Here is a 22,779-nt window from a genome sequence, read left to right as displayed (position 1 = left end):
TACACTGCCCCCAAAAAGTTAGACACTATTTGGGGGCATTTTTATGGAAAGAAAAGTCAAGTATGAATACACATTTAAGCTTGAATGTGTAGAATTAGTTATCAAACAGCACAATTCCTGTGTATCTGTAGCTAATAAAAAGATGGTTCATAGATCCAGTATTAAGAAATGGGTTAGATTATACAATTATTATGGTGAAGATGGATTAATACCAAGGAAGAACCGTAGTTATAGTGATGCATTTAAATTCAATGTTTTACAATCAATTCAGAAAGATTCTTTGTCATTATTGGATAGTTGTTTAAAATTTGACATTCCAGACGCTGGTATTGTTTTAAAATGGAAAAAAGATTTCATTAACTTTGGGTTTGAAGGATTAAAACAAAAAACTAGAGGCAGATCTAAACCAATGAGCAATTTTAAACGTAAAAAGCGTAAATCTGACAAACCATTAACTAACGAAGAGAAGCTCTTGCAAGAGATAGAATATCTTCGTTGTGAGAATGATTTGCTAAAAAAGTTCCATGCCTTAATTCAAGCCGAAGAGCAAGCCAAAAAGCGCAAGCTATAATGGAATTAAGGCACAAGTATGACTTAGATCTACTTTTAAAGCAAACAAATATGGCGCGTAGTAGTTTTTATTATTATGAAAAACGAAGTAAAACCACTGATAAATATTTTGAGTTGAAGGAGTTAATAAAACATATCTATCATAAACATAAAGGGCGTTACGGCTATAGAAGAATCACCGATGAACTAAATAATCAAGGTGTGATTGTAAATCATAAAACTATTTTAAGATTGATGAAATCTATAGGTTTAAAAAGTGTTATAAGAGTTAAAAAATACAAGTCTTACAAAGGAGAACAAGGGAAAATTGCTCCTAATTTATTACAAAGAAACTTTAAAGCAGCGGCGCCAAATCAGAAATGGGCAACTGATATTACTGCGACAATATCAACAGCTCTTAAAGGAAAAAGGAATTAAACAAAGTATGTCAAGAAAAGGCAATTGCTTAGATAATGCTATCATTGAAAACTTCTTTGGAATACTCAAATCGGAGTTGTTCTATCTTAAAAAGTACAACTCAATAAATCAATTAAAAAAAGAGATTCAAGAGTATATAGTATATTACAATAACGACAGAATTAAATCAAATTTAAACAAAATGAGCCCGATACAATATCGAGCTCATTATTATCAAAATTAATTATAAATTTGTCTAAACTTTTGGGTGCAGTCCAAATCGTGCTTTTTTACTTTTTAAGATAATAGTATTTATTTTGATTCAATAATCTCAAGATCTGTTGTCACTTTCTCTTTCCCTTTTTGAATACTTATTTTATTCACTGAAATTGGAAGATAATAATTGCCGTTTTTAGCTGCTTCCAGTTTAAGTTTTTTGTCTTTATTTTTCCAATTATCAGCAGTTGCTTTACTTATAGAAAGATCATAAACGTGTTTATTTAGTCCTTTTGACGCTTTTACTTTCTGAGAATAAACGACTTCTTTAAAACTATTTTCAATTTGTAAAAGCACTTCTGAATCCGTATTGGAATAGAACCAAATCTCTGCTTTTGGCTCTGAAGCTTTAGCCCAAGAACTCCAGCTGTTCCCCCATTCTCTTGATTTTTTTACCTTTTTTAATTCAAAAACATGAAGATTTTCCGCTACCACTTTATCATTCAGTTGTTGCACTTGATCCAAATTAACTTTATAAATCGAACGACCATGAGTTCCCACCACTAAATCTTTTGCTTTCTTTTGAATCACAAGATCGTGAACAGCTACATTTGGAATTCCACTAGAAAAATCATCCCAACTCGTTCCTTTATTTAAAGAAACATACAATCCATTATCCGTTCCCAGATACAAAACATTCTCGTTGACATGATCCTCCACGATCACATTCACGGGACTTGAAGGCAAATTAGTAGCTATATTTTTCCAAGTTTGTCCAAAATCATCCGATACATACACATAACTCGTGAAATCATCATTTCGATATCCGTTTAAAGTCGCATATACTCTTTCTTTCTTGTGTGCCGACGCCACGACTCTGGATACCCAACGATTTTGAGGTAAATCTCCCGAAATTTTATTCCAAGTCGCACCACCGTCTTTCGAAACGTGAATCAATCCATCATCACTTCCTGTGTAGAGTAATCCAAACTGCAAAGTGCTTTCGCTGATAGCAGCGATGGTTCCAAAAGCGACATTTCCTTCTTTCACTCCTTGCGTCAAATCTTGAGAAATAGCGGTCCACGTTTGCCCCTGATTCATCGAACGGTGCAAGAAATTAGATCCCATGTATAAAATATCTTGGTTGTGCGAAGACAATAGAATAGGCGTTTGCCAGTTGAATCGGAATGGTTTTTCGTCTTTTTTAGGTTTTGGCGAAATGTACTCTCGTTTGTTATTCGCACGATCAATTCTGTAATAATTTCCAAATTGAAAACCTGTAAAAACAATATTTGGATTTCTTTTGTCAATTTGAGTTTGCATTCCGTCGCCACCCATCAAATTTTCGTAAGGATATTTTCCGGTTTGGTACCATTCTGAAGAATATTTGTAATTACTTGGTCCAACCCAAACACCATTGTCCTGCATGCCACCATAAATATTATACGGTTCTTGCTCATCTACATTTACCGCATAAAACTGACTCACGCTATGGGAATTCCCTTTGAACCAATGCGCTCCATCATCATAAGAAATGTTCAAACCACCATCATTCCCATTAATTAAATGCCCAGATTTATTGGGGTTCACCCAAACAACGTGATGATCCGCGTGAACATTCTCTTCGCTTATGGAGGTGAATGTTTTTCCGCCATCATTTGATTTTATAATGGGCACACCCGATAAATAAATTTTATTCACATCGTTTGGATCAACTGAAATAACACTAAAATAATACCCGTAAGAATAAAAGAAATCATCAATAAAATCTTGGTGCGTTTTCGTCCAATTTTTTCCTCCGTTACTTGATTTGTAAACTTCGGCTCCAATAACTTCTGTTTCGGCCAAACTATTTATCGCATCCAAAACTACTTTGGCCGCTTCATTAGGTTGCAAATACCCGTTTTGAACCCAATGTTTGATGTTTTCGGCTCTGTATTTTTCGGTTAAACCGTAATTTTTCAAAATAGAATTCAAACTTTTATTGGGTAATTTCAGGAATTCGTCTCCAGGCATAGAAAATGCAATTGGTAACGAATTACTTTTTTTGGATCCCGACGGTCTTTTGAATTGGTTATCCAAAACAGCATACAGGTTATCATCATCATACACCGCTAAACCAATTCTTCCAACACCTTCACCTACAGGGAAACCACTCTCAGCAGTTGAAAAAAGTTTCCAAGTCAATCCCGCATCTTCACTTTTATAAATTCCCGAAGTGGCGCCGCTTCCAATAAAATCCCACGCTTTCCTGTCTTTACTCCAAGAAGCTGCATATTGAACCTTGAAATTTTTTGGCGAAACAGCCACATCAATAATCCCAGTTTCATCGTCGATATAAAGGGTTTTATTCCACGTTTTTCCGCCATTTGTCGTTTTATAAATTCCTCTCTCTTCATTTTTTGAATATAAATGACCTACTGCGCCTACAACAATTTCATCCGGATTTGATGGATTTATCAGGATTCTACTAATATGATGGCTGTCTTGTAATCCCATATTTTGCCAAGTCTTTCCTTTATCTTCCGATTTCAAAATTCCAATCCCAGCGTAAGACGATCGGGACGAATTGACTTCGCCAGTTCCTACCCAAATCGTTCCTCGTTTCCAGTCTATCGCGATATCGCCCACATTTTGCGTAGGCGCCGCATCCATAACGGGCGAAAAACTCATTCCGTTATTATTCGTATACCAAAGTCCGCCCGAAGCATATCCTACATAAAATTCGGTTGGATTTTCAGGATTCACATCTACATCCACCACTCTTCCGCTCATTACCGTTGGCCCCACATTTTCGAAAGTAACACTTTGAAAAAGCGATTGATTTTCCATTTGCTTTTTGGCCACTAATGCTTGCTGCATCGCTTCGGTAGAAACTTGTCCCCAAGAGACACTTTGGACAAGGAAGGCAGAAAAGAATATTATTTTTTTCATAAAACTGATTTGATTTGGAAAATTAATCATAAAAATACTTATCTGAAAATTTTATAGTGTAATTAACATCCGTTTCTTTCAAAGTTAGTATTTTTGAATAATCAATGTAAAAACAGGGCAAGGAGATCAAATAATTATAGTTATTTAGAAAATAATGGATTCAAATTGCATTTCGAACCTAAAAAAAAATAATACTACACAAATGAAATACCACCAAATTGACCGCGATTTATTTATAAAAAATAGAGCAAAGTTCATGGCTCAGATGAAGCCAAAGAGCGTAGCTGTTTTCAATTCTAATGATATTTATCCCGTTTCTGCAGATAGTACGTTGCCATTTGCACAACACCGCGACATCTTTTATTTAAGCGGAGTCGATCAGGAAGAAAGTATTTTATTGCTTTTTCCAGATGCACCTTACGAGCACCAACGCGAAATGGTATTCTTAAAAGAAACGAGCGAACACATTGCCATTTGGGAAGGTGAAAAACTGACTAAGGAACGTGCTTTTGAAGTAACTGGAATCAGAACGGTGTATTGGCTGCAGGAATTTGAGAAAGTCTTATTCGAAATGATGACGCACGCTGAAACAATTTACATTAATACCAATGAGCATTATCGTGCTACAGTAGAAACTGAAACCCGCGAAGCCCGTTTTGTAAAATGGTGGAAAGACAAGTATCCAGCACATGCTGTCGCAAAAAGCAATCCGATATTGCAACGCCTTCGTTCTGTAAAAGAAACCGAAGAGTTGGATTTAATCCAAAAAGCCTGTAATATTACCGAACTTGGTTTTAGACGATTATTGCCTTTCGTGAAACCTAACGTGACCGAATACGAAATCGAAGCCGAGTTGATTCACGAATTCATTCGCAACCGTTCCAGAGGTTTTGCTTACACACCAATTATCGCTTCCGGTAATAATGCTAATGTGTTGCATTACATCGAAAACAACCAACAATGCAAAGCCGGTGATTTGATTTTACTGGACGTTGCGGCTGAATATGCGAATTATTCCAGTGATATGACGCGTACCATTCCAGTTTCAGGAAAGTATACCAAAAGACAAAAAGAAGTGTACAATGCTGTTTTAAATGTAAAAAACGAAGCGACCAAAATGCTGACTACAGGAACACTTTGGAAACAATACCACATCGAAGTAGGGAAATTAATGACTTCTGAGTTACTCGGTTTGGGTCTTATCGACAAAGCCGATGTGCAAAACGAAAAACCAGAATGGCCCGCTTATAAAAAATATTTCATGCACGGAACCTCGCACCACATGGGGCTAGACACGCACGATTACGGGATCCTGACTGAGCCCATGCAAGCCAATATGGTCTTCACCGTAGAGCCTGGAATTTACATTCCTGCTGAAGGTTTCGGAATCCGCTTGGAGGACAATATCATCGTTCAAGAAAGCGGCGAACCGTTCAACATGATGCGCAACATCCCTATCGAAGTCGATGAAATCGAAGAATTAATGAACGCATAACACATTTTTCCTATCTAAAACAAGCAGTCTAGCGCAATCTAGGCTGTTTTTTTTTGGAGCAGAACGTATTGTTTTTCAAAACAACGTTTCCTCCTGCTGTCCGTTATATCTCTTGTTCCGTTGCACTCTACAAGAGGATACCACTTCCATCAGGGCTAAACAGAACGTATGTTTTTCAGAAGAACGAAAATGTTAAATCCATTATAAAACCTAAAATAAGCTGTAACATTTTATACCTATGTCCAACTTATCTTTTCAATCAAAATACTAAAAATCATGCAAGCACACGAAATAGACTACCACATTTACGGCGAGGAAATGCAGTATGTGGAAATAGAATTAGACCCACAAGAAATTGTAATTGCCGAAGCGGGCAGTTTTATGATGATGGACAATAATATCCAAATGGAAACTATTTTTGGAGATGGTTCCGGACAGGAAAACGGATTATTTGGCAAACTTTTAAGCGCCGGTAAAAGAGTTCTGACAGGCGAAAGTCTTTTCATGACGGCTTTCATCAATCAAAACAATACCAAAAGCAAGGTTTCCTTTGCATCACCGTATCCCGGAAAAATAATTCCGATTGACTTAACGCAATTTAATGGGAAATTCATTTGCCAGAAAGATGCTTTCCTTTGCGCTGCCAAAGGTGTTTCTGTAGGAATTGAATTCTCTAAAAAACTCGGTCGTGGCTTATTTGGTGGCGAAGGTTTCATCATGCAAAAAATAGAAGGCGATGGCCTGGCGTTTGTGCATACCGGCGGAACATTAGCCAAAAAAGAATTAGCCGCAGGCCAAATCCTAAAAGTGGACACGGGTTGTATCGTAGGTTTCACCAAAGATGTCGATTATGATATTGAGTTTATTGGCGGCATCAAGAATTCTATTTTTGGTGGCGAAGGTTTATTTTACGCCACACTTCGCGGTCCCGGAACGGCTTACATACAATCGTTACCTTTCAGCCGACTTGCCGACAGAATCATCGCATCTGCACCTAGAGCTGGTGGAACCAGCCGCGATGAAGGCAGTTTATTAGGCGGATTAGGAAGTTTGCTCGATGGCGATAGAAGATTTTAAATTTTATAAACGGCTTTCAGAAATGGGAGCCGTTTTATTTGACAACCATATAAGTCATATAAGTAAAATAGCGTTTATGCACTCTTCTATAATTTAATTGTTTCACAAATGAAATGCTTTTTCGAACCAACATTCGCTGCTTATATCCTCGTGTGGTGATCAACATGATAAGATTCCTCCTTCGTCGGAATGACAAACTAAATATTGAATAGTAGTAATAAAGTAAATATTTATAATAATTTACAGCGCTTTGTAAATTACCTTAAATGAACTTACATGTCTTATATGGTTCAAAGAATACTACAGTGTTCATGTTACTTATATGACTTATATGGTTTAAAAAATGCTTTTTCACAGCACAAGTATTTCATAGCAATCTCGTGTGGTGATCAAATTGCTTAGATTCCTCCTTCGTCGGAATGACAAACTAGATACTGAAAATTAACAATAAACCAAATCAAACATGTATAAAAATTTATCGCACTTTGAGCATTCCCTTACATGACCTTATATGTCTTATATGGTTCAAAATAACCAAAAACCGTAAAGCAAAAAAACTTAAATGACTTATATGTTTCAAAAAAAAATTAAAACCTTAGTTTTGCATTCGCATAAAAATGACAAAATTGAAACAAATTCTCTTTAAAAACACCAACATATCCTATTCCGATACTGGGAAAGGAACCGCTATTGTCTTGCTTCATGGTTTCTTGGAAAACAAAGGGATGTGGGATTTTTATATTCCAGAATTGGCGCAAAAAAACCGTGTCATCACCATTGATTTATTGGGTCATGGCGAAACGGAATGTTTGAGTTATGTGCAAACCATGGAAGACAACGCCGATGCTGTTCACGCTGTTTTATCAGAGTTGCGCATCCGAAAAGCTATTTTTGTCGGGCATTCTATGGGTGGATACGTCGCTTTGGCTTTCGCCGAATTGTATCCAGACACGATAAAAGGATTGGTTTTATTAAATTCCACTGCAAGAGCCGACAGCGAAGAGCGAAAAACAAATCGGGATCGCGCTATCAAAGCCGTAAAACAATCTTTTATCAATTTTATATCCCTTTCTATCGCTAATTTATTCAGTGAAAACAACAGAGAACGACTCGCAGCAGTTATTGAAAAAGTAAAAAAAGAAGCTTTACAAACACCGCTTCAAGGAATCGTTGCTTCACTCGAAGGAATGAAAATACGACAAGATCGGGAAGTCTTATTACACCTAACGCCATTTCCTAAACTGTTGATATTGGGCGAAAAAGATCCTGTTTTAAATTACGAAGAAACCAAAGAACAAATTGAAAACACAACCGTGAAACTGGTAACTTTTCCGGACGGACACATGAGTCATATTGAAAACCAAGACCAGTTATTAATTGTGCTATTGGCTTTTTTTAAAAGTATCTAAACCATTCCTGATTTTAAATATCCTTTTTCTACCAATTCGCTTTTGTCTGTTAAATGGTGCATTTTCCCCTCTTTCATCAACGCCAGTTTTGTGGAAACTTTTATCACATTTTCATAATTATGATCCGTGATAATAATTCCTTTTACACTAGACATTTCAGTGATTAATTTATTTATCTTTTCAATCATAATTGGCGATAAGCCATTGTAAGGCTCATCTAGCAAAACGAATTTTGACGCGTTATTCAGGATTAATTTAATTTCCAAATACCGTAATTCTCCACCAGACAAATGCTTTATTTTTTTATCTAACATCGATTGAATCATTTCGTCGGCATAAAAATCGTGTAGTTTATCTTTGGCAATGGACAATAAAATTGTCTTTTTTATCGAAAATGAATTGGGTATAAAATTATCTTGAGGCAAATAACTGATTTCATTTAGTAAATCGCTGGTTTTTGATTTCACTGTGCCATCAACCCGAACAAATTTAAAATCAGCAGTTACAATTCCGAAGATAATTTTCAACAAGGTCGATTTCCCAGAGCCATTTCTGCCAAGAATTCCAATAATATCTCCCGTTTCACATTTTAAATACACATCAGAAACTATGATTTTACCATCATATTCTTTTTGAACACTGTCCACTTCTAAAAGACTTTTTGTCATACGAATTTCAGTAGTAAGTTAATGACTAAAATCAGTACAAGCGAAAAAGCAAAATTCACCAGAAAAGTATAAATGAACAACTGTAATTTAGAGATTCCGTTGTTGTAATAAAACAAGTATTCATTTTTAGCATTTACTTCTTTTATCAAAAGGCTAATGAAGAAACCAAAAAAAATAAGTACGTATTTGAAGGTTTCAAATCCTCCAAAAACCCATGCCAATCCACTTACTGACAAGTTTATTGTCAAAGTGCTTTTGTAAAACTCGAAGATGTTGGCTAATTTTCTGATTGGGAATGGTTTTTAAATTATTTTCTCTTTAAAAGGAATATTTTGATCTAAAATTTCGCTCAATAACAGCACCATTTGCTCTAAATAATTACTCAAAGTCTCTTCATTTATAATCGAATTTATCTCTTTTTCTTCTTTGAAATTAAACGGAAGAAAACCTGCTTTTAAATTCTTGAAAGAGATAATTCCGGCTTCAATGGGTTTTCCTTTCGCATCATGCTCATACATGTAAGCATACGCTAAGACTTGAATGATTTTATCGCTTTTAATATCTTCCGTTAATCGGTTCCAAGACTTCAGAGTAACGCTTGCTTTTTCTACTTTCCCGGTTTTATAATCAATAATTCGGATGATTCCGTTGCGTTCTTCTATTCGGTCCACATTTCCTTTTATCAGTACCGGAAAAGGTAAATTAGGATGATTTAAAGTTCTTCCAAAAGTTTGTTCTAAAGCTAGAATTTTTATCGCATCGCCGTTTTTAATACTTTCTAATTCCACTTTTAAGAAATTAGAAACATTGCGTTTGGCCACTTCAAAAGCCAATAAATTTCTACCTTTTTTGATTTCGCCTTCTTTGTAAACCAATTTGAATTGTTTCAATACCTCAGCGTCTATTTGTTTGAAACAATTTAGAATATCACTTTCTGAAATAAATTTACCAATAAATGGTTCGTATAAAACCTTCAAAGTTTCGTGAATAATGGTTCCCAATGTATTCAAGGCAATATTTTCCTCTACTTCTTCGACTTCGCTGATGCGTAAAATTTTCTGGAAATAAAACTGAATCGGATTCCGAATATAACTCGTCAAAGCTGATGGAGAAAAGCCTTTTTCGGCAATTTCTTTCAGTCGCACCATCACACTTTCCGATTTAGGAATTACCATCGGTTGATACGCTGTTTCAGGTAGAACAGCATTATAAATTTCATGCGAAAGGGCATGATTTTTTTGCTTTTCAACTTCCAGTTGGGTTATAAATCGGCTTTTTTCACCGGCATCTAATCCCTCACTTTCCGTATTATAAAGCAAATAAATATTTTTAGCACGTTGTAATAAATGATAGAAATGATAAGTATAAATAGCATCTTTTTCTTTGAATGTCGGCAAACCCAGTTCGCGTTTCACATCATACGGAATAAAGGAATTTTGTGATTTCCCAGCCGGAAATTTCCCTTCATTCATAGACGTGACAATAACAGTATCAAAATCCAAAACACGACTTTCTAATACTCCCATAATCTGCAAACCATTTAACGGTTCACCTTCAAAAGAAACTTCGGCCAAATCAATTACTTGTTTGTAAATGGCATAAAGCGTTTCTATTTTATCGATATGTTCGTGTTTCGAATAGTAATTAATCAGTTTGTTGATGACTTTGAAAATCGCAAAGACAAAAGCTTTTGTGATTTTTTCTTCTTCATTGTCGTTGCTTAAGTTTTCTTTTATAGTTTGCAATAATCTAGAAATAGTTTCCAATACTGGTATCGAACCTTTTTCCCATTTTTGGAATAATAAAAGAAACAATTCGCTTGGAATTACATTCAATTCCATCAATTTTTGATGCGTAATAAAAGTATAATTATTTTGATTGATGATCTGAACAAGGGCAGTCGTTTTAGCATACGGCTCTACTAGTGGATGCGTCAAAATATCCAACACATCTTTGTAATACAACACATAACTTTTGGCATTTCTGGATAATGCATTTGTGTGCATTTTGAATAATTTGGCAATCAAAATCTGCGCTGGATTGTTCTTACTCGAATATCCCATCGTGATATTCAAAGCACCTACACTTGATGGTAACGAATATAAAAGCGGTACCAAAAGATTTTCCTCGCCCAGAACCACAGCCACTTTATCCAACTTGCCGAGGGTATTTTCATTAATGACATTCTCGATAATACTTCCGGCTATTTTGGCTTGGCCAATAGTTTTTGGTGTGCCAATAACCTGAATATTTTTAGTCTGCGAAAAATCATCTACAATCCATTCAAAGGGATGCAATTTATAGTGCTTCCAATTTTCTTTAAAACGCCTAACAAACAATCCTGCATCGTGATAGGGATCATTGAGAAAGGTTTGATCTACATCCCAATATATTTTAGCTTGGTCAGCCGCAATAAGGTGCTGTATTATTTTTTCTTCGGCTGCATTTAATGCATTAAAACCAGCAAATATAAATTGTTTCTCTTGAACAGAATTCGAAAAATGATTTAGATTATTAACTGCCTCACGATAAATCAAGCCTTGATACCCGATTCCTTTATTCAGTAAATGTGTATAAAGGAATTGATAATAATTGGGAAGTAATTTCCAAAAATCAATATATTTTTCTAGTAAAGGAGTTTTATTTTCAACTTCAATTCCCCATTTTTTGATGTCTTCAATATCTTTCAGGTACGAAAGCACGTGAGAAGGATCTAATAAATAGCGGTCAATTTCATTAAAATCCTGTAGGAGTGTTTTAGCCCAGTTAGCAAACAACTCAAAGGATTGTTGGTTTGCTTTATCCGTAATAGATAAGTAGACTTCATAGAATTCAAATAATAGTTCAATAGGATCTATGGTCCGAATACCGGCAATATTTTGTACAAAATCCTCAATACTTATAATTTCGGGAGAAAGTATATTTGTGGTAACTTGATTTTTTAACGCCTCAATCAGAAATATTTTAGCTCGTTTGTTTGGTAAAACTACAATCGTATTGGAAAGATTGCCTAAATGATTTTCAATTATAACCGAAGCTATTTTATCTAAAAAAGAAGTATTTGTCATTTTATAAAAATAAAAAAAACGCCCCGATAAATCGAGGCGTTTTCTAAAAATATTTTGAATAAAATTATTTTTGTAAAATAACTTCTGTTCTTCTGTTTTTAGCTTTACCAGCAGCAGTTTTATTTGTTTCAACTGGGCTTCCTTCACCAAAACCAACAGCATTTAGGTTTTCACCTTTAATACCTCTTTCTAATAAAGCTTCTCTAACTACGTTAGCTCTATCTTCTGAAAGTTTTTGGTTGAACTCATCTGATCCATCGCTATCAGTATGTCCTTCAACACTGAATTTAGCATTAGGATAGTTTTTAAGAATATTTGCCATAGCATCTAATCTAGCAGGAACATCACCAGGTTTGAAAGTAGCTTTACCTGAATTAAAGTAGATTGCTCTAGCTTGAATTTTAAGGTTATCTAACGCTTCAGTAGTTACTTCAGGACATCCTCTATTACTAGCTGGACCAGCTACAGTAGGACAATCGTCATCTTTGTCTAATACTCCGTCTCCGTCAGTATCTGGCCAAGGACAACCACCATTTTCTTTAGGACCTGCAACAGTAGGACATTTGTCATCTTTGTCAGCAATTCCATCACCATCAGCATCTGGACAACCGTTTAATGCAGCTAAACCAAAAACAGTAGGACAAGCATCATTTTTATCAGCAACACCATCTCCGTCAGTATCAGGACAACCGTTTAATGCAGCTAAACCAAAATCATTTGGACACTCATCAGCACTATCTTGAATTCCATCTCCATCAGTATCAGGACAACCATTAAATTCTTTTAAACCAGCAACTTCTGGACAAGCATCATCTTTATCGTAGATTCCATCACCATCAGTATCTTTTCCTCCAAATTTGAAGATAATACCTGCAGTGTGTTGAAAAAGAGAAGGAGCATCTGGAGTAGCAAAATCAACATTACCTTCCGTTCTATCACCAAAAGCTTTTTTGTATCTTGTAGCAAGTTCTAAACCTACATTATCAGAAAACCAGAATGTCAAACCTGCACCAGGATTGAATGTTCCAAAACTACTATCTCCGAAGAAAGTATAACCTCCACCAACAGATAAAGACGGATCAATAACTCTTGATTTAATTAGGTTCATGAAACTATATCTGATAGTAGCATCAACACCATAATACATTAAATCACCTGGATTAGTAACTAAATATCCACGATCATCACGACCTGGAGTCGCAGGAGAAAACGTTACAAATTTATCTATTTTGTTAACAGTTCCAGACAAACCGAAAGAGAAATTATCTCCTACGTATCTAGACACACTTAAATAAGATACAGATGGAAGAATATTCCAATTGTCTTTCACTGCAAAAGGTTGAGAAAAATGACGATCAAGCCAGTTATGTCCTCCCTCTGCACCTGCTTTGGTGTCAACGGCGTTAGCTCCGAAAGCAATAGCCCAAGGATTGTTACTGTCCTGTGCGTGAGAGCTTAAACCCATCACCATCATCACAGCAACTAAAATTTTGTTAAGATGTTTCATACTTAATTTTTTTAATTACAATTTAGTTAATTATATGCAAAAGTAGTACGTAAATTTTAAACTACAAAATTAAATGTTAAAAAAAGCCTATATATAAAGCCAAAAGTGGGAATTATACAACATTCAAGGCTTTTCCAACCTCAATAAATGCTGCTATCGCCTTATCTAAATGAACTTTAGTGTGCGCTGCAGAAAGTTGAACTCTAATTCTCGCCTTATCTTTAGGGACTACCGGGAAAAAGAAACCAATCACATATATTCCTTTTTTTAACAGTTCATCAGCCATAATCTGTGATAATTTTGCATCATAAAGCATGACTGGAACTATCGCAGAGTCCCCTTCAACGATGTCAAATCCTGCATTTTTCATTCCTTCTTTGAAATAATTTGTATTCCATTCCAATTTATCACGCAATGAAGTATCCTTTTCTAATAATTCAAATACTTTGATCGATGCACCAACAATTGCAGGAGCCAAAGAATTAGAAAACAAGTATGGTCTAGAACGCTGACGCAATATTTCGATGATTTCTTTCTTAGCAGTGGTATACCCTCCCATCGCTCCTCCAAGCGCTTTACCAAGTGTCCCCGTAATGATATCAACACGACCCATTACGCCTTTGGCCTCCGGCGTTCCTTTTCCCGTGGCTCCAATAAATCCAGCAGCATGACATTCATCTACCATGACCATCGCATCATACTTATCAGCTAAATCACAAATTTTATCTAAAGGGGCTACAAGACCATCCATCGAGAAAACGCCATCGGTAACGATTAATTTAAAACGAGTTCCAGCTTCGGTGGCTTTAATTAACTGTTGTTCTAAATCTTGCATATCACTGTTAGCATAACGATAACGAGCTGCTTTACACAATCGAACACCATCTATAATAGAAGCATGATTCAAACTATCCGAAATAATACAATCTTGTTCCCCTAATAAAGGCTCAAAAACCCCACCATTCGCATCAAAAGCCGCAGCATAAAGAATCGTATCTTCTGTTCCGTAAAATTCTGAAATCTTTCTTTCTAATGTTTTATGAATATCCTGCGTTCCACAAATGAAACGTACTGATGACATTCCGAAACCGTGCGTGTCTAAAGCGTCTTTTGCAGCCTGAATCACTTCCGGATGCGATGATAATCCTAAGTAATTATTAGAACAAAAATTTAAAACAGTTTCTCCTGTAGAAATTGTAATTTCTGCTCCTTGAGGTGAAGTGATAATTCTTTCTTTTTTGAAAATCCCGTTATCTTCAATAGTTTGCAATTCTGCTTGAAGATGTTCTTTTATTTTTCCGTACATTTTTATATTTTTTAAAGTTCAATATTGTGAATTATTCATTTTTTAGGCTACAAATTTACTACATCGATTTCTTTTCCGATGTAAATAAGTGCTTTTTTTATCACTTTATAACCCATTAATTCAATTGCTGTTTGATAATTTTCTAATTGCTGTTGGTATTTGACATTATGTATTCCTGTTTTATAATCCAACAACAAAACTTCTTTGTTTTTCGTTAAAACCATTCGATCCGGCTTAATGGTTTTACCTTCTTTTTGAATGATTGTTTGCTCATTTAAAACTTCATTTCCTTCAGCAAAACAAATTTCTAATTCACTGTGATTGACAATTTCCTGAATTGTATTAAAAACTATTTCTTTTTGAGCAAAAGTTATCAATCCGTCTTCAATAGATTTTGTAATTGCCAAATCAACATCATTTTTAGTTTTTACAAAAGATAAAATTTCATGAATTATATTTCCGTACTCAATTGCTTCCTGCTGATGCGTTCCCCACATTAAAGCTTCGCGTTGCGCTATTTTTATATTCTTTGGATTCAAAATTTCTGAAACTAAAGGAATCGTTTTTGAAGTATCGACGTGTTGTTTTGCTGAAGATAATTTAGTTGCATTTCCAAATTCATATTCAAATTTATTTTCATTCCACATCCCTTTACTAGCTACATAATTAATAAAAAACGAACACATATTGTTTTTTGGAATTTCACCTTTACTAGACAAATTCATATTCGAAATCACATACAATTGCTCTTCGGCTCGGGTTAAAGCAACATATAAAACATTAATATTATCCAACAATTCTTCCTGTTTCTTTTGATTGTAAACGGCAGCAGCTTCTCCGCCAAAACCCTCTACCGCACTGCTATTATCAATTAAAACCTTTGGCAAACCAAAATCCTGTTCCTCAGCATTTAGCCATAATTTGTCTTTTGGCTTTCTGTTGTAATCTTCCTCAGCAAAAGGAAAAATCACGACTGGAAATTCCAATCCTTTCGATTTATGAATCGTCATAATCCGAACGGCATTAGTTCCTTCCGGAGACGGAATACTAAATTTCTCCGCATTTTTATCCCAGAAATTCAAGAAATCTGAAATTCCTGCCTGGTTACGAATATCTCGTTCTAGAACAATGTCTAAGAAGTATTGGACGTAAGCATTCCCCTCCCCAACCCTCCCCGAAGGGGAGGGAGCGGAAACTGGACCAATAGAATCTAGAAGAATTTCTTGACTCACTAACTCCTTTTTTATCTTTTTCAAAACTTCTGAAATGCTCTTTACAACTTGCTCATTAGTAAATCGGATTACTTTAAAGCCTAATTTATTTAGAGTAATTGTTCTATTATTATCTAACTGAGTTTGCTCTTCCGAAAAATGATAATCTCCATCCACTTCAACAACCAGTTTTTTGGACAAGCAAACAAAGTCAACTATAAAATCATTAATCAAATGTTGCTGCCTGAATTTATGATCTTCTAATGATTTAGATTTAAGCTCCATCCAAAGAACTTTCTCAGCAGGCGTTGGCTCTTTTCTCTTCTCTTTTGCTTTTTCAATTGAAAGATGAGAATAAATCCCTCCTGTCATGTATCCTAATTTATTTAATTCAGTAAGCCGATTTTTATCCACAGCGTTTACCGCTTTGACTCCCCCTCCTTCGGAGGGGGTCGGGGGGAGGAACTTTGCTACTATAGTTTCCACCGCCTCATACAATGATTTTTTTCGAATGTTTTGAAAGGATAATTCAACATTGAAACTCACCAACCAGTTTTCAAAATCTGTTTCTTGAAACAACGACATTCCTTTGGCAATAAAATCATGAACGGGTAATTCATCCTGACTGTTTTGAGCTAAATATTGAAGAAAATTGGCTTTCGATTCCAAATCAGAACTGTTTTTCAGGTATTTTAATAAATGAATAATCAATCTAACTTCAGTGGCATTTTGAATCATCAAGGTTTCCGATGACAAAAGTGGAATTCCTTCCTCCGTCAAATAATTAGCAATCGCAATTCCCTGACTTCGTTTTCTGGTCAAAATAACGATGTCTTTGTATTGAAAACCCTGTTTTAATGTTTTTTGGATGGTGTTTAAGGTTGCCAAAACATACAAGTCCGTTTTATCTAACATTTCTTCTCCCGAACTATCAGGATCTTCTGAAGTTTCTACTTTTGGAATAAAAGAAATATTTACGTAGCCACCCGTTTTGTCATTCGTTTTTTGATGGCTGTGATTTTCATACAAATCTTTATAATCCAAATGTTCGAATTCATTCGATAACAATTTGAAAAAATCATTATTAAATTCGATTATTTGTGAATAAGAGCGGTAATTTTTATCTAAATGTTCAAGTCTTTTATCGGGATTGTTGAATGGATTTTGGTCTTTACTTAATTCAATAAACTGTTCTGCTTTACCGCCACGCCATCTGTAAATGGATTGTTTTGGATCACCCACAATCATCAAAGTTCCCTTTACACCAAAATCATCCTGACCCGAAAGCGCATTATCAATTAGCGGAATCAGGTTCTGCCATTGCATTTCAGAAGTATCCTGAAATTCGTCAATAAAAAAATGGCGGTAGCGCTCGCCCAATCGTTCGTATATAAAAGGAGCCGGTTGGTTTTGAATTTCACGATGGATAATGGCATTAAATTCGGATATCGAAAGTACATTTTGTTCTTCTTGAATTTTGGCTAATTCATTACTCACCGTATTTAACAATGACAAAGGCGTAATGTTTTTCAGGAACGCTTTATAAAAATTTATCTTTTCAAAAGTCGTATAAACGTTCGATAGAATTTGCAAAAATTCGGGAATTATATTTTCTATAATCGCTCGATCTTTTGCAGTTTTATTGATTTTTATATCATCGTATTCGTGATACGTTTTGTTTTTTGGATTGAACTTACCTTCTTGAATGCTGATCAAATGTTTTGGGAAATATGCTCCAGAAAATGACTTATTATCAATTCCGTTTTTTTCTATTAGCAAAAGGGCTTCCTCTGCAAAGGCTACACTTTCTTTCTCCAAAACTTTACAGGCCTCGTTCAATTTTGCTTTAATTGCTACAAAATCAGCTATTGACTTGTCATGGAAATGGGTAATTTCGTTTCGGTTATTTTCGTTTAAAACCAAACGACCGGTATCAAGAATTTCCCGTGAAATATCCCATGATTTGTCATCATCGGTTTTTTCCATCGTGAAATCAATCAATAACTTTGTCAATGTTTCATCTTCTCCGGCTTGAGCGATTATGGCATCAACGGCTTCTACCAACAAATTTTCAGTATCCAAAGTAACTTCAAAAGTCATAGGCAAACCTAAATCATGAGCAAACGCCCGAATCACTTTATGCGTAAACTTATCAATGGTCGAAATATCGAAAGCCGCATAATTATGAATAATATGCTTGATGATTTGCTGTGATTTGGTTTTGATTTGAATGATGGATAATTCCGTATCAATAGATAAATCCTGCATTAAGTCCTGTGCTTTTGCACTTGGTTCATCCTTGGCAAATTCAGAGAGACTGCCTACGATTCGGCTTTTCATTTCGTGTACCGCTTTGTTGGTAAACGTAATAGCAAGAATGTTGCGATAGGCATCATTTTTCTTGGCAACCAGAATAATTTTTAAATATTCTTTGACAAGCGCATAGGTTTTACCGGAACCGGCTGATGCGTCGTATATAGAGAATGAAGGTCTTTGCATTAAGATTTTAGATTTCTGATTAACGATTTTAGATTTCTGATTTAGAATTAGCGTCCTAATTTCCCAAATCCCCTAGCCCTGATGATCCCGAAGCTTCGGGAGGCATCCTTTTTATAAGGTGATTTTTCATCATCTTATAAAAAGATATAGTGAACAGCAGGACACGAGCGAAGCGAACTGACGAAGTAAATAGCTCCTAAAAAGACGTGTATTAATAGGTTACTTTTTAAAATTTGTCTCGAAACTTCGGGATAAAACTTAAAAGTAGTATTTTTGCAGCATGGAAACAAATAGACAGAAAAAAATAGGTGGGGTTATCCAAAAAGATTTGGTTGATATTCTGCAAGGTGAAGTGAGAAAAAACGGATTGGCTAATTTAATCATTTCGGTATCCAAGGTTACTGTGACTACAGATTTATCAGTAGCGACGGTGCATTTAAGTGTTTTTCCTCAGGAAAAAGCAAAAGAGATTTTAGAAGCAGTTAAGTCCAATGCTAAAAACATTAAGCATGATTTATCACAACGCGTTCGGTTGCAATTAAGAAAAGTTCCAAATTTGGTTTTCTTTATAGATGACTCTTTAGATTACATTGAAAAAATTGACAATGCTTTAGCAAATAGAGATAATCCTATCGAAAACAGGGATCTTTTGGACAAACGCAGATTTCAATAAGATTTGAATTTCCCCCTTTACATAGCCAAACGCTACATTCTTAGCAATAGTAAAAATAATGCTATAAACATCATCAATCGCATTGCCAGCATGGGAATTATTGTTGGTGCCATGGCTTTGTTTGTGGTTTTATCTGTTTTTAGCGGGTTGAAAGTGTTTAGTCTTTCGTTTACCAATGATATTGATCCCGATCTAAAAATAAGCAGCACTTTAGGAAAATCCTTTTTGATTTCTCCAAATCAGGAAGGCCAAATCAAGAAAATTGAAGGCTTAGTTTCCTATACTAAAATTATTGAAGAACGTGTTTTATTCACTTTTGACGGAAAACAAGAAGTTACGTACTTGAAAGGTGTTGATGCTAATTTTAGCAAAGTTAATGCTATGGAAACCAAACTTTTCAACGGACAATGGCTTAAACCAAATACGTATCAAGTGGTTGTGGGTTACGGAATTTCCCAAAAATTCTCTATGGGATTGCTTGATTTTAATCGACAATTAGAAGTTCTGGTTCCAAAACCAGGAAAAGGGACTATCGAAAATGCGGAACAGGCATTTAACAAAACCGATGTAATTCCTGTTGGGATTTACGCCATCAGCGAAGACTTGGATTCCAAATATGTTTTTGCCGATTTAGGTTTAGCGCAAGAATTATTGGAATACAAAACCAATCAGGTTTCTGGAATTGAAATCAAGACGAAAACTGGTGCTGATGAAAGTGCAATTATTGACCAACTTCAAACTATTTTCAACAATAAAATTACCGTAAAAAACAGGGCTCAACTCAACGAATCGCTCTATAAAATGTTAAATACGGAGAATATTGCCGTGTATTTAATATTTACTTTAGTTATTGTTGTGGCACTTTTTAACCTGATTGGCGCGCTGATCATGATGATCTTGGACAAAAAAGGAAACCTAAAAACCCTTTTTAATCTGGGAACTGAAATCAAAGATTTGCGAAAAATATTTCTGCTTCAAGGAACTTTATTGAGTGTTTTTGGCGGAATTATTGGCTTAGTTCTAGGAATTATAATTGTTTTGTTACAAGAATATTTTCAGTTGGTTATGATTACTCCTACACTGGCGTATCCAGTGATTTTCTCTCTCGAAAACGTATTGATTGTTATGGGAACAATTGTCACGCTTGGCTTTATTGCTTCCTTAATTGCAAGTAGTCGCGTAAGCAAGAAGTTGTTGGAGTAAGTTTTTTACCGCTAATTCGCAAATTTTTAAAAATATATTGAAATTTACAGTTGGTTTTTGAATAATCACCAACTATAAATTATCGGATTTGTGGTAAAAGAGGATTAATATTTAACGACTACACAACCTCATATCCTGCGTACGCTTCTTCGATTTCATTCAAAGCGGCGAATAATTCTTCAGGACGATCCAGCGTTACTAATTTTTGTTTGTGGGTTTTAAAAGAATGAATTCCTTTGAAATAATTGGTGTAATGAGGACGCGTTTCAACAATTCCTAATCGTTCTCCTTTCCATTCCATCGCCCAAGTCAGGTGATTTCGAACTGCTTCAACTCTATCTATAACAGTAGGTTTTGCTAAATGTTCTCCCGTTTTGAAGTAATGTTTGATTTCGTCAAAAATCCAAGGATAACCAATTGCGGCTCGACCAATCATGATACCGTCGATGCCGTATTCATTTTTATACTGCAATGCTTTTTCAGGGGAATCAATATCACCGTTTCCAAAAATAGGCATTGTAATTCTGGGATTATTTTTTACTCTTGCAATGTGCGACCAGTCGGAATGACCTTTGTACATTTGGGCACGAGTTCTAGCGTGAATACTCAGCGCCGCAACACCAATATCCTGCAAACGCTCCGCAACCTCATCAATATTAATCGAATTATCATCCCAACCCAAACGCGTTTTTACGGTTACTGGTAAATGCGTACTGTCAATAACGGCCTTTGTTAACCGAATCATCAAATCGACATCTTTCAACACTCCGGCTCCGGCTCCTTTACAAACGACTTTTTTGACAGGGCAACCAAAGTTGATATCAATTATGTCTGGATTTACGGCAGAAACAATTTTGGAGGACATGGCCATTGCTTCTTCGTCACCACCAAAAATTTGGATTCCAACAGGACGTTCGTAATCGAAAATATCTAATTTCATTCGGCTTTTGATGGCGTCACGAATTAATCCTTCGGAAGAAATAAATTCAGAATACATCATATCGGCACCATGCATCTTGCATAACCTACGAAAAGGCGGATCACTCACATCCTCCATAGGAGCAAGTAATAAAGGAAAATCAGGAAGTACTATGTTACCAATCTTTATCAAGGGAATTTTTTTGCAAAAATACTAAATAAGAAGCGGTTATAAAAGTAAAAAGTCCAAAAGCATTTTAAATACTAATTTTCTAAAAATATGTATCTTTATCAAAAAGACAGGATGCTATTTCAGTTTGGGTTTTACTCTTCCTTATTATTAATCACTTTTTCGCAAGGACTCATTTATACGGTTTTACTTGCGGTAAAAGGGTTTCGAACGGAGAACAAATCAAATTATTGGTTGAGTTTTTTTATTTTACTTTGTTCCTTATTTGTTGCGCCTTGGATGCTAGGATTTGCAGGATGGTATGACAATCAGCCGTATCGAGATATTCTTTTTTACACCCCTTTCCAGCATTTATTTTTTATTGGACCCGCTATTTATTGTTATACCCAAAGTTTATTAAATGCCAATTTTAACTTTACCAAAAAACAAGTGTTGCATTTTATCCCCGGAATTTTATACTTGATGTATATTTTTTTTATTTGGATTTATGACAAATTCGTCATCAAAGACTACTATTTTTATGCTGATGGTATGGACAAAGATTTTGATTCTTGGTATCAAAAATTAGGATTATTTTCAATGATCGTGTATTTTGTTTTAAGCCTACGGTATTACACCATTTATAAAAAAGTAATTTTTCAAGTGGTCAGTTATGCAGATCGAATCCTTTTTAAATGGATACAAACGTATTTGATTGCGTTTCTAATCCTGTTATTATTGCCAATAGTTTATGATGGGATGGCGTATTTGTATCCCGCTTTAAAATCCTATACCGGCAGTTGGTGGTATTTTCTCTTCTTTTCGATTGTTATGTATTATATCGCAATTGTGGGATATTCGAACCCTATTACTTCTAGTATTCCTTTTACATTCTCAACAAGTAATACGCGTCAAATTCTCCTTGTGTTTGATGATAAAAGTGCGATTGAAAATGATGCTACTATTGACATTGATTTCGAAACGATTACAGAAAAGCATGTAGTTGAAATCGATTTGTGGAAATCAAAAATCCAGACCTTGGTTCAGGAGCATTCCTTGTTTATCAATTCTGAATTGACATTAGCGGATGTGGCTAAAAAATTAGATACCAATGTTTCCATTATTTCTAAAACCATCAATCAAGGTTTTAAGATGAACTTCAATGACTTTATAAATACATATCGAATTGAAGCCATCAAACAAGCACTTGAAAAAGGCGAACATAAAAAAACTACCCTACTAGGCATCGCTTTTGACTGTGGCTTTAATTCGAAAGCTACTTTTAACCGTGCCTTCAAGAAAAATACTGGTTTTTCACCAAAAGAGTACTTGGAAAAAGCATAACCCCTTTATCTACAATACTTCACAACAACTTACAATTAGGTCTCAAATCATAATTTGAAGCGATTGATGCTGATTTATGACGCAACTTTGCTCTGTTATTAATCACTAAATAAAAA

Annotated in this window: 14 protein-coding genes and 1 pseudogene; 8 read left to right on the top strand and 7 right to left on the bottom strand. The window is 35.2% G+C overall.

Going from position 1 to position 22,779, the window contains the following annotated elements:
* Nucleotides 1–43 precede the first annotated feature (43 nt).
* On the top strand, nt 44–571 hold the full coding sequence (locus E0F91_RS10190) for a helix-turn-helix domain-containing protein (RefSeq protein ID WP_132066436.1): 528 nt from the start codon (nt 44–46) through the stop codon (nt 569–571).
* A gap of 125 nt (nt 572–696) precedes the next feature.
* Nucleotides 697–1,210: pseudogene (locus E0F91_RS18205) on the top strand (IS3 family transposase); the annotation flags it as partial.
* Between the two features lie 68 nt (nt 1,211–1,278).
* Here the strand turns inward: E0F91_RS18205 and E0F91_RS10175 are convergent.
* Nucleotides 1,279–4,116, bottom strand: a complete 2,838-nt coding sequence (locus E0F91_RS10175) for a glycosyl hydrolase (RefSeq protein ID WP_132066433.1) — start codon at nt 4,114–4,116, stop codon at nt 1,279–1,281.
* 202 nt (nt 4,117–4,318) lie between these two features.
* On the opposite strand from E0F91_RS10175, the gene E0F91_RS10170 reads away from it, so the two are divergent.
* From E0F91_RS10170 to E0F91_RS10160, 3 genes are all read left to right on the top strand, one after another.
* Nucleotides 4,319–5,611 (top strand): aminopeptidase P family protein, encoded by a 1,293-nt coding sequence (locus E0F91_RS10170; RefSeq protein ID WP_132066432.1) that lies wholly within the window; start codon nt 4,319–4,321, stop codon nt 5,609–5,611.
* Nucleotides 5,612–5,887: 276 nt separating this feature from the next.
* A complete protein-coding gene (locus E0F91_RS10165) occupies nt 5,888–6,688 on the top strand; it encodes a TIGR00266 family protein (protein ID WP_132066431.1) in 801 nt (266 codons plus the stop codon).
* 626 nt (nt 6,689–7,314) lie between these two features.
* On the top strand, nt 7,315–8,097 hold the full coding sequence (locus tag E0F91_RS10160) for an alpha/beta fold hydrolase (protein ID WP_132066442.1): 783 nt from the start codon (nt 7,315–7,317) through the stop codon (nt 8,095–8,097).
* Here E0F91_RS10160 and E0F91_RS10155 read toward each other — a convergent pair.
* The 5 genes from E0F91_RS10155 to E0F91_RS10135 all read right to left on the bottom strand — a co-directional run bounded on the left by E0F91_RS10155 (nt 8,094) and on the right by E0F91_RS10135 (nt 18,356).
* Entirely contained in the window at nt 8,094–8,765 is a 672-nt protein-coding gene (locus E0F91_RS10155) for an ATP-binding cassette domain-containing protein (RefSeq protein ID WP_132066430.1), read from the bottom strand. The genes E0F91_RS10160 and E0F91_RS10155 overlap by 4 nt on opposite strands.
* Nucleotides 8,766–9,067: 302 nt before the next feature.
* Complete coding sequence (locus E0F91_RS10150; protein ID WP_132066429.1) at nt 9,068–11,833, bottom strand: PD-(D/E)XK nuclease family protein; 2,766 nt, start codon at nt 11,831–11,833, stop codon at nt 9,068–9,070.
* A gap of 64 nt (nt 11,834–11,897) precedes the next feature.
* Complete coding sequence (locus E0F91_RS10145; RefSeq protein WP_132066428.1) at nt 11,898–13,340, bottom strand: OmpA family protein; 1,443 nt, start codon at nt 13,338–13,340, stop codon at nt 11,898–11,900.
* A 112-nt stretch (nt 13,341–13,452) separates the two neighbouring features.
* A complete protein-coding gene (gene kbl / locus E0F91_RS10140) occupies nt 13,453–14,646 on the bottom strand; it encodes a glycine C-acetyltransferase (protein ID WP_132066427.1) in 1,194 nt (397 codons plus the stop codon).
* A 47-nt stretch (nt 14,647–14,693) separates the two neighbouring features.
* Nucleotides 14,694–18,356, bottom strand: coding sequence for a UvrD-helicase domain-containing protein (locus E0F91_RS10135; protein WP_132066426.1), 3,663 nt, complete (start codon nt 18,354–18,356; stop codon nt 14,694–14,696).
* Between the two features lie 280 nt (nt 18,357–18,636).
* On the opposite strand from E0F91_RS10135, the gene rbfA reads away from it, so the two are divergent.
* Nucleotides 18,637–19,029 carry a 30S ribosome-binding factor RbfA gene (gene rbfA, locus E0F91_RS10130; protein ID WP_091166278.1) on the top strand — a complete coding sequence of 131 codons (393 nt, stop codon included), beginning with the start codon at nt 18,637–18,639 and terminating at the stop codon, nt 19,027–19,029.
* Between the two features lie 3 nt (nt 19,030–19,032).
* Nucleotides 19,033–20,232, top strand: a complete 1,200-nt coding sequence (locus E0F91_RS10125; RefSeq protein WP_132066425.1) for an ABC transporter permease — start codon at nt 19,033–19,035, stop codon at nt 20,230–20,232.
* Nucleotides 20,233–20,350: 118 nt separating this feature from the next.
* Here E0F91_RS10125 and dusB read toward each other — a convergent pair whose 3' ends face one another.
* On the bottom strand, nt 20,351–21,343 hold the full coding sequence (gene dusB / locus E0F91_RS10120; RefSeq protein WP_132066424.1) for a tRNA dihydrouridine synthase DusB: 993 nt from the start codon (nt 21,341–21,343) through the stop codon (nt 20,351–20,353).
* 87 nt (nt 21,344–21,430) lie between these two features.
* On the opposite strand from dusB, the gene E0F91_RS10115 reads away from it, so the two are divergent.
* Nucleotides 21,431–22,663: a helix-turn-helix domain-containing protein gene (locus tag E0F91_RS10115; RefSeq protein ID WP_243698876.1), complete on the top strand. Its 1,233-nt coding sequence runs from the start codon at nt 21,431–21,433 to the stop codon at nt 22,661–22,663.
* Nucleotides 22,664–22,779 lie beyond the last annotated feature (116 nt).

The organism is Flavobacterium sandaracinum (assembly GCF_004349135.1).
Taxonomy (GTDB): Bacteria; Bacteroidota; Bacteroidia; order Flavobacteriales; family Flavobacteriaceae; genus Flavobacterium; species Flavobacterium sandaracinum.
This window is presented reverse-complemented; position numbering and strand designations above follow the sequence as displayed.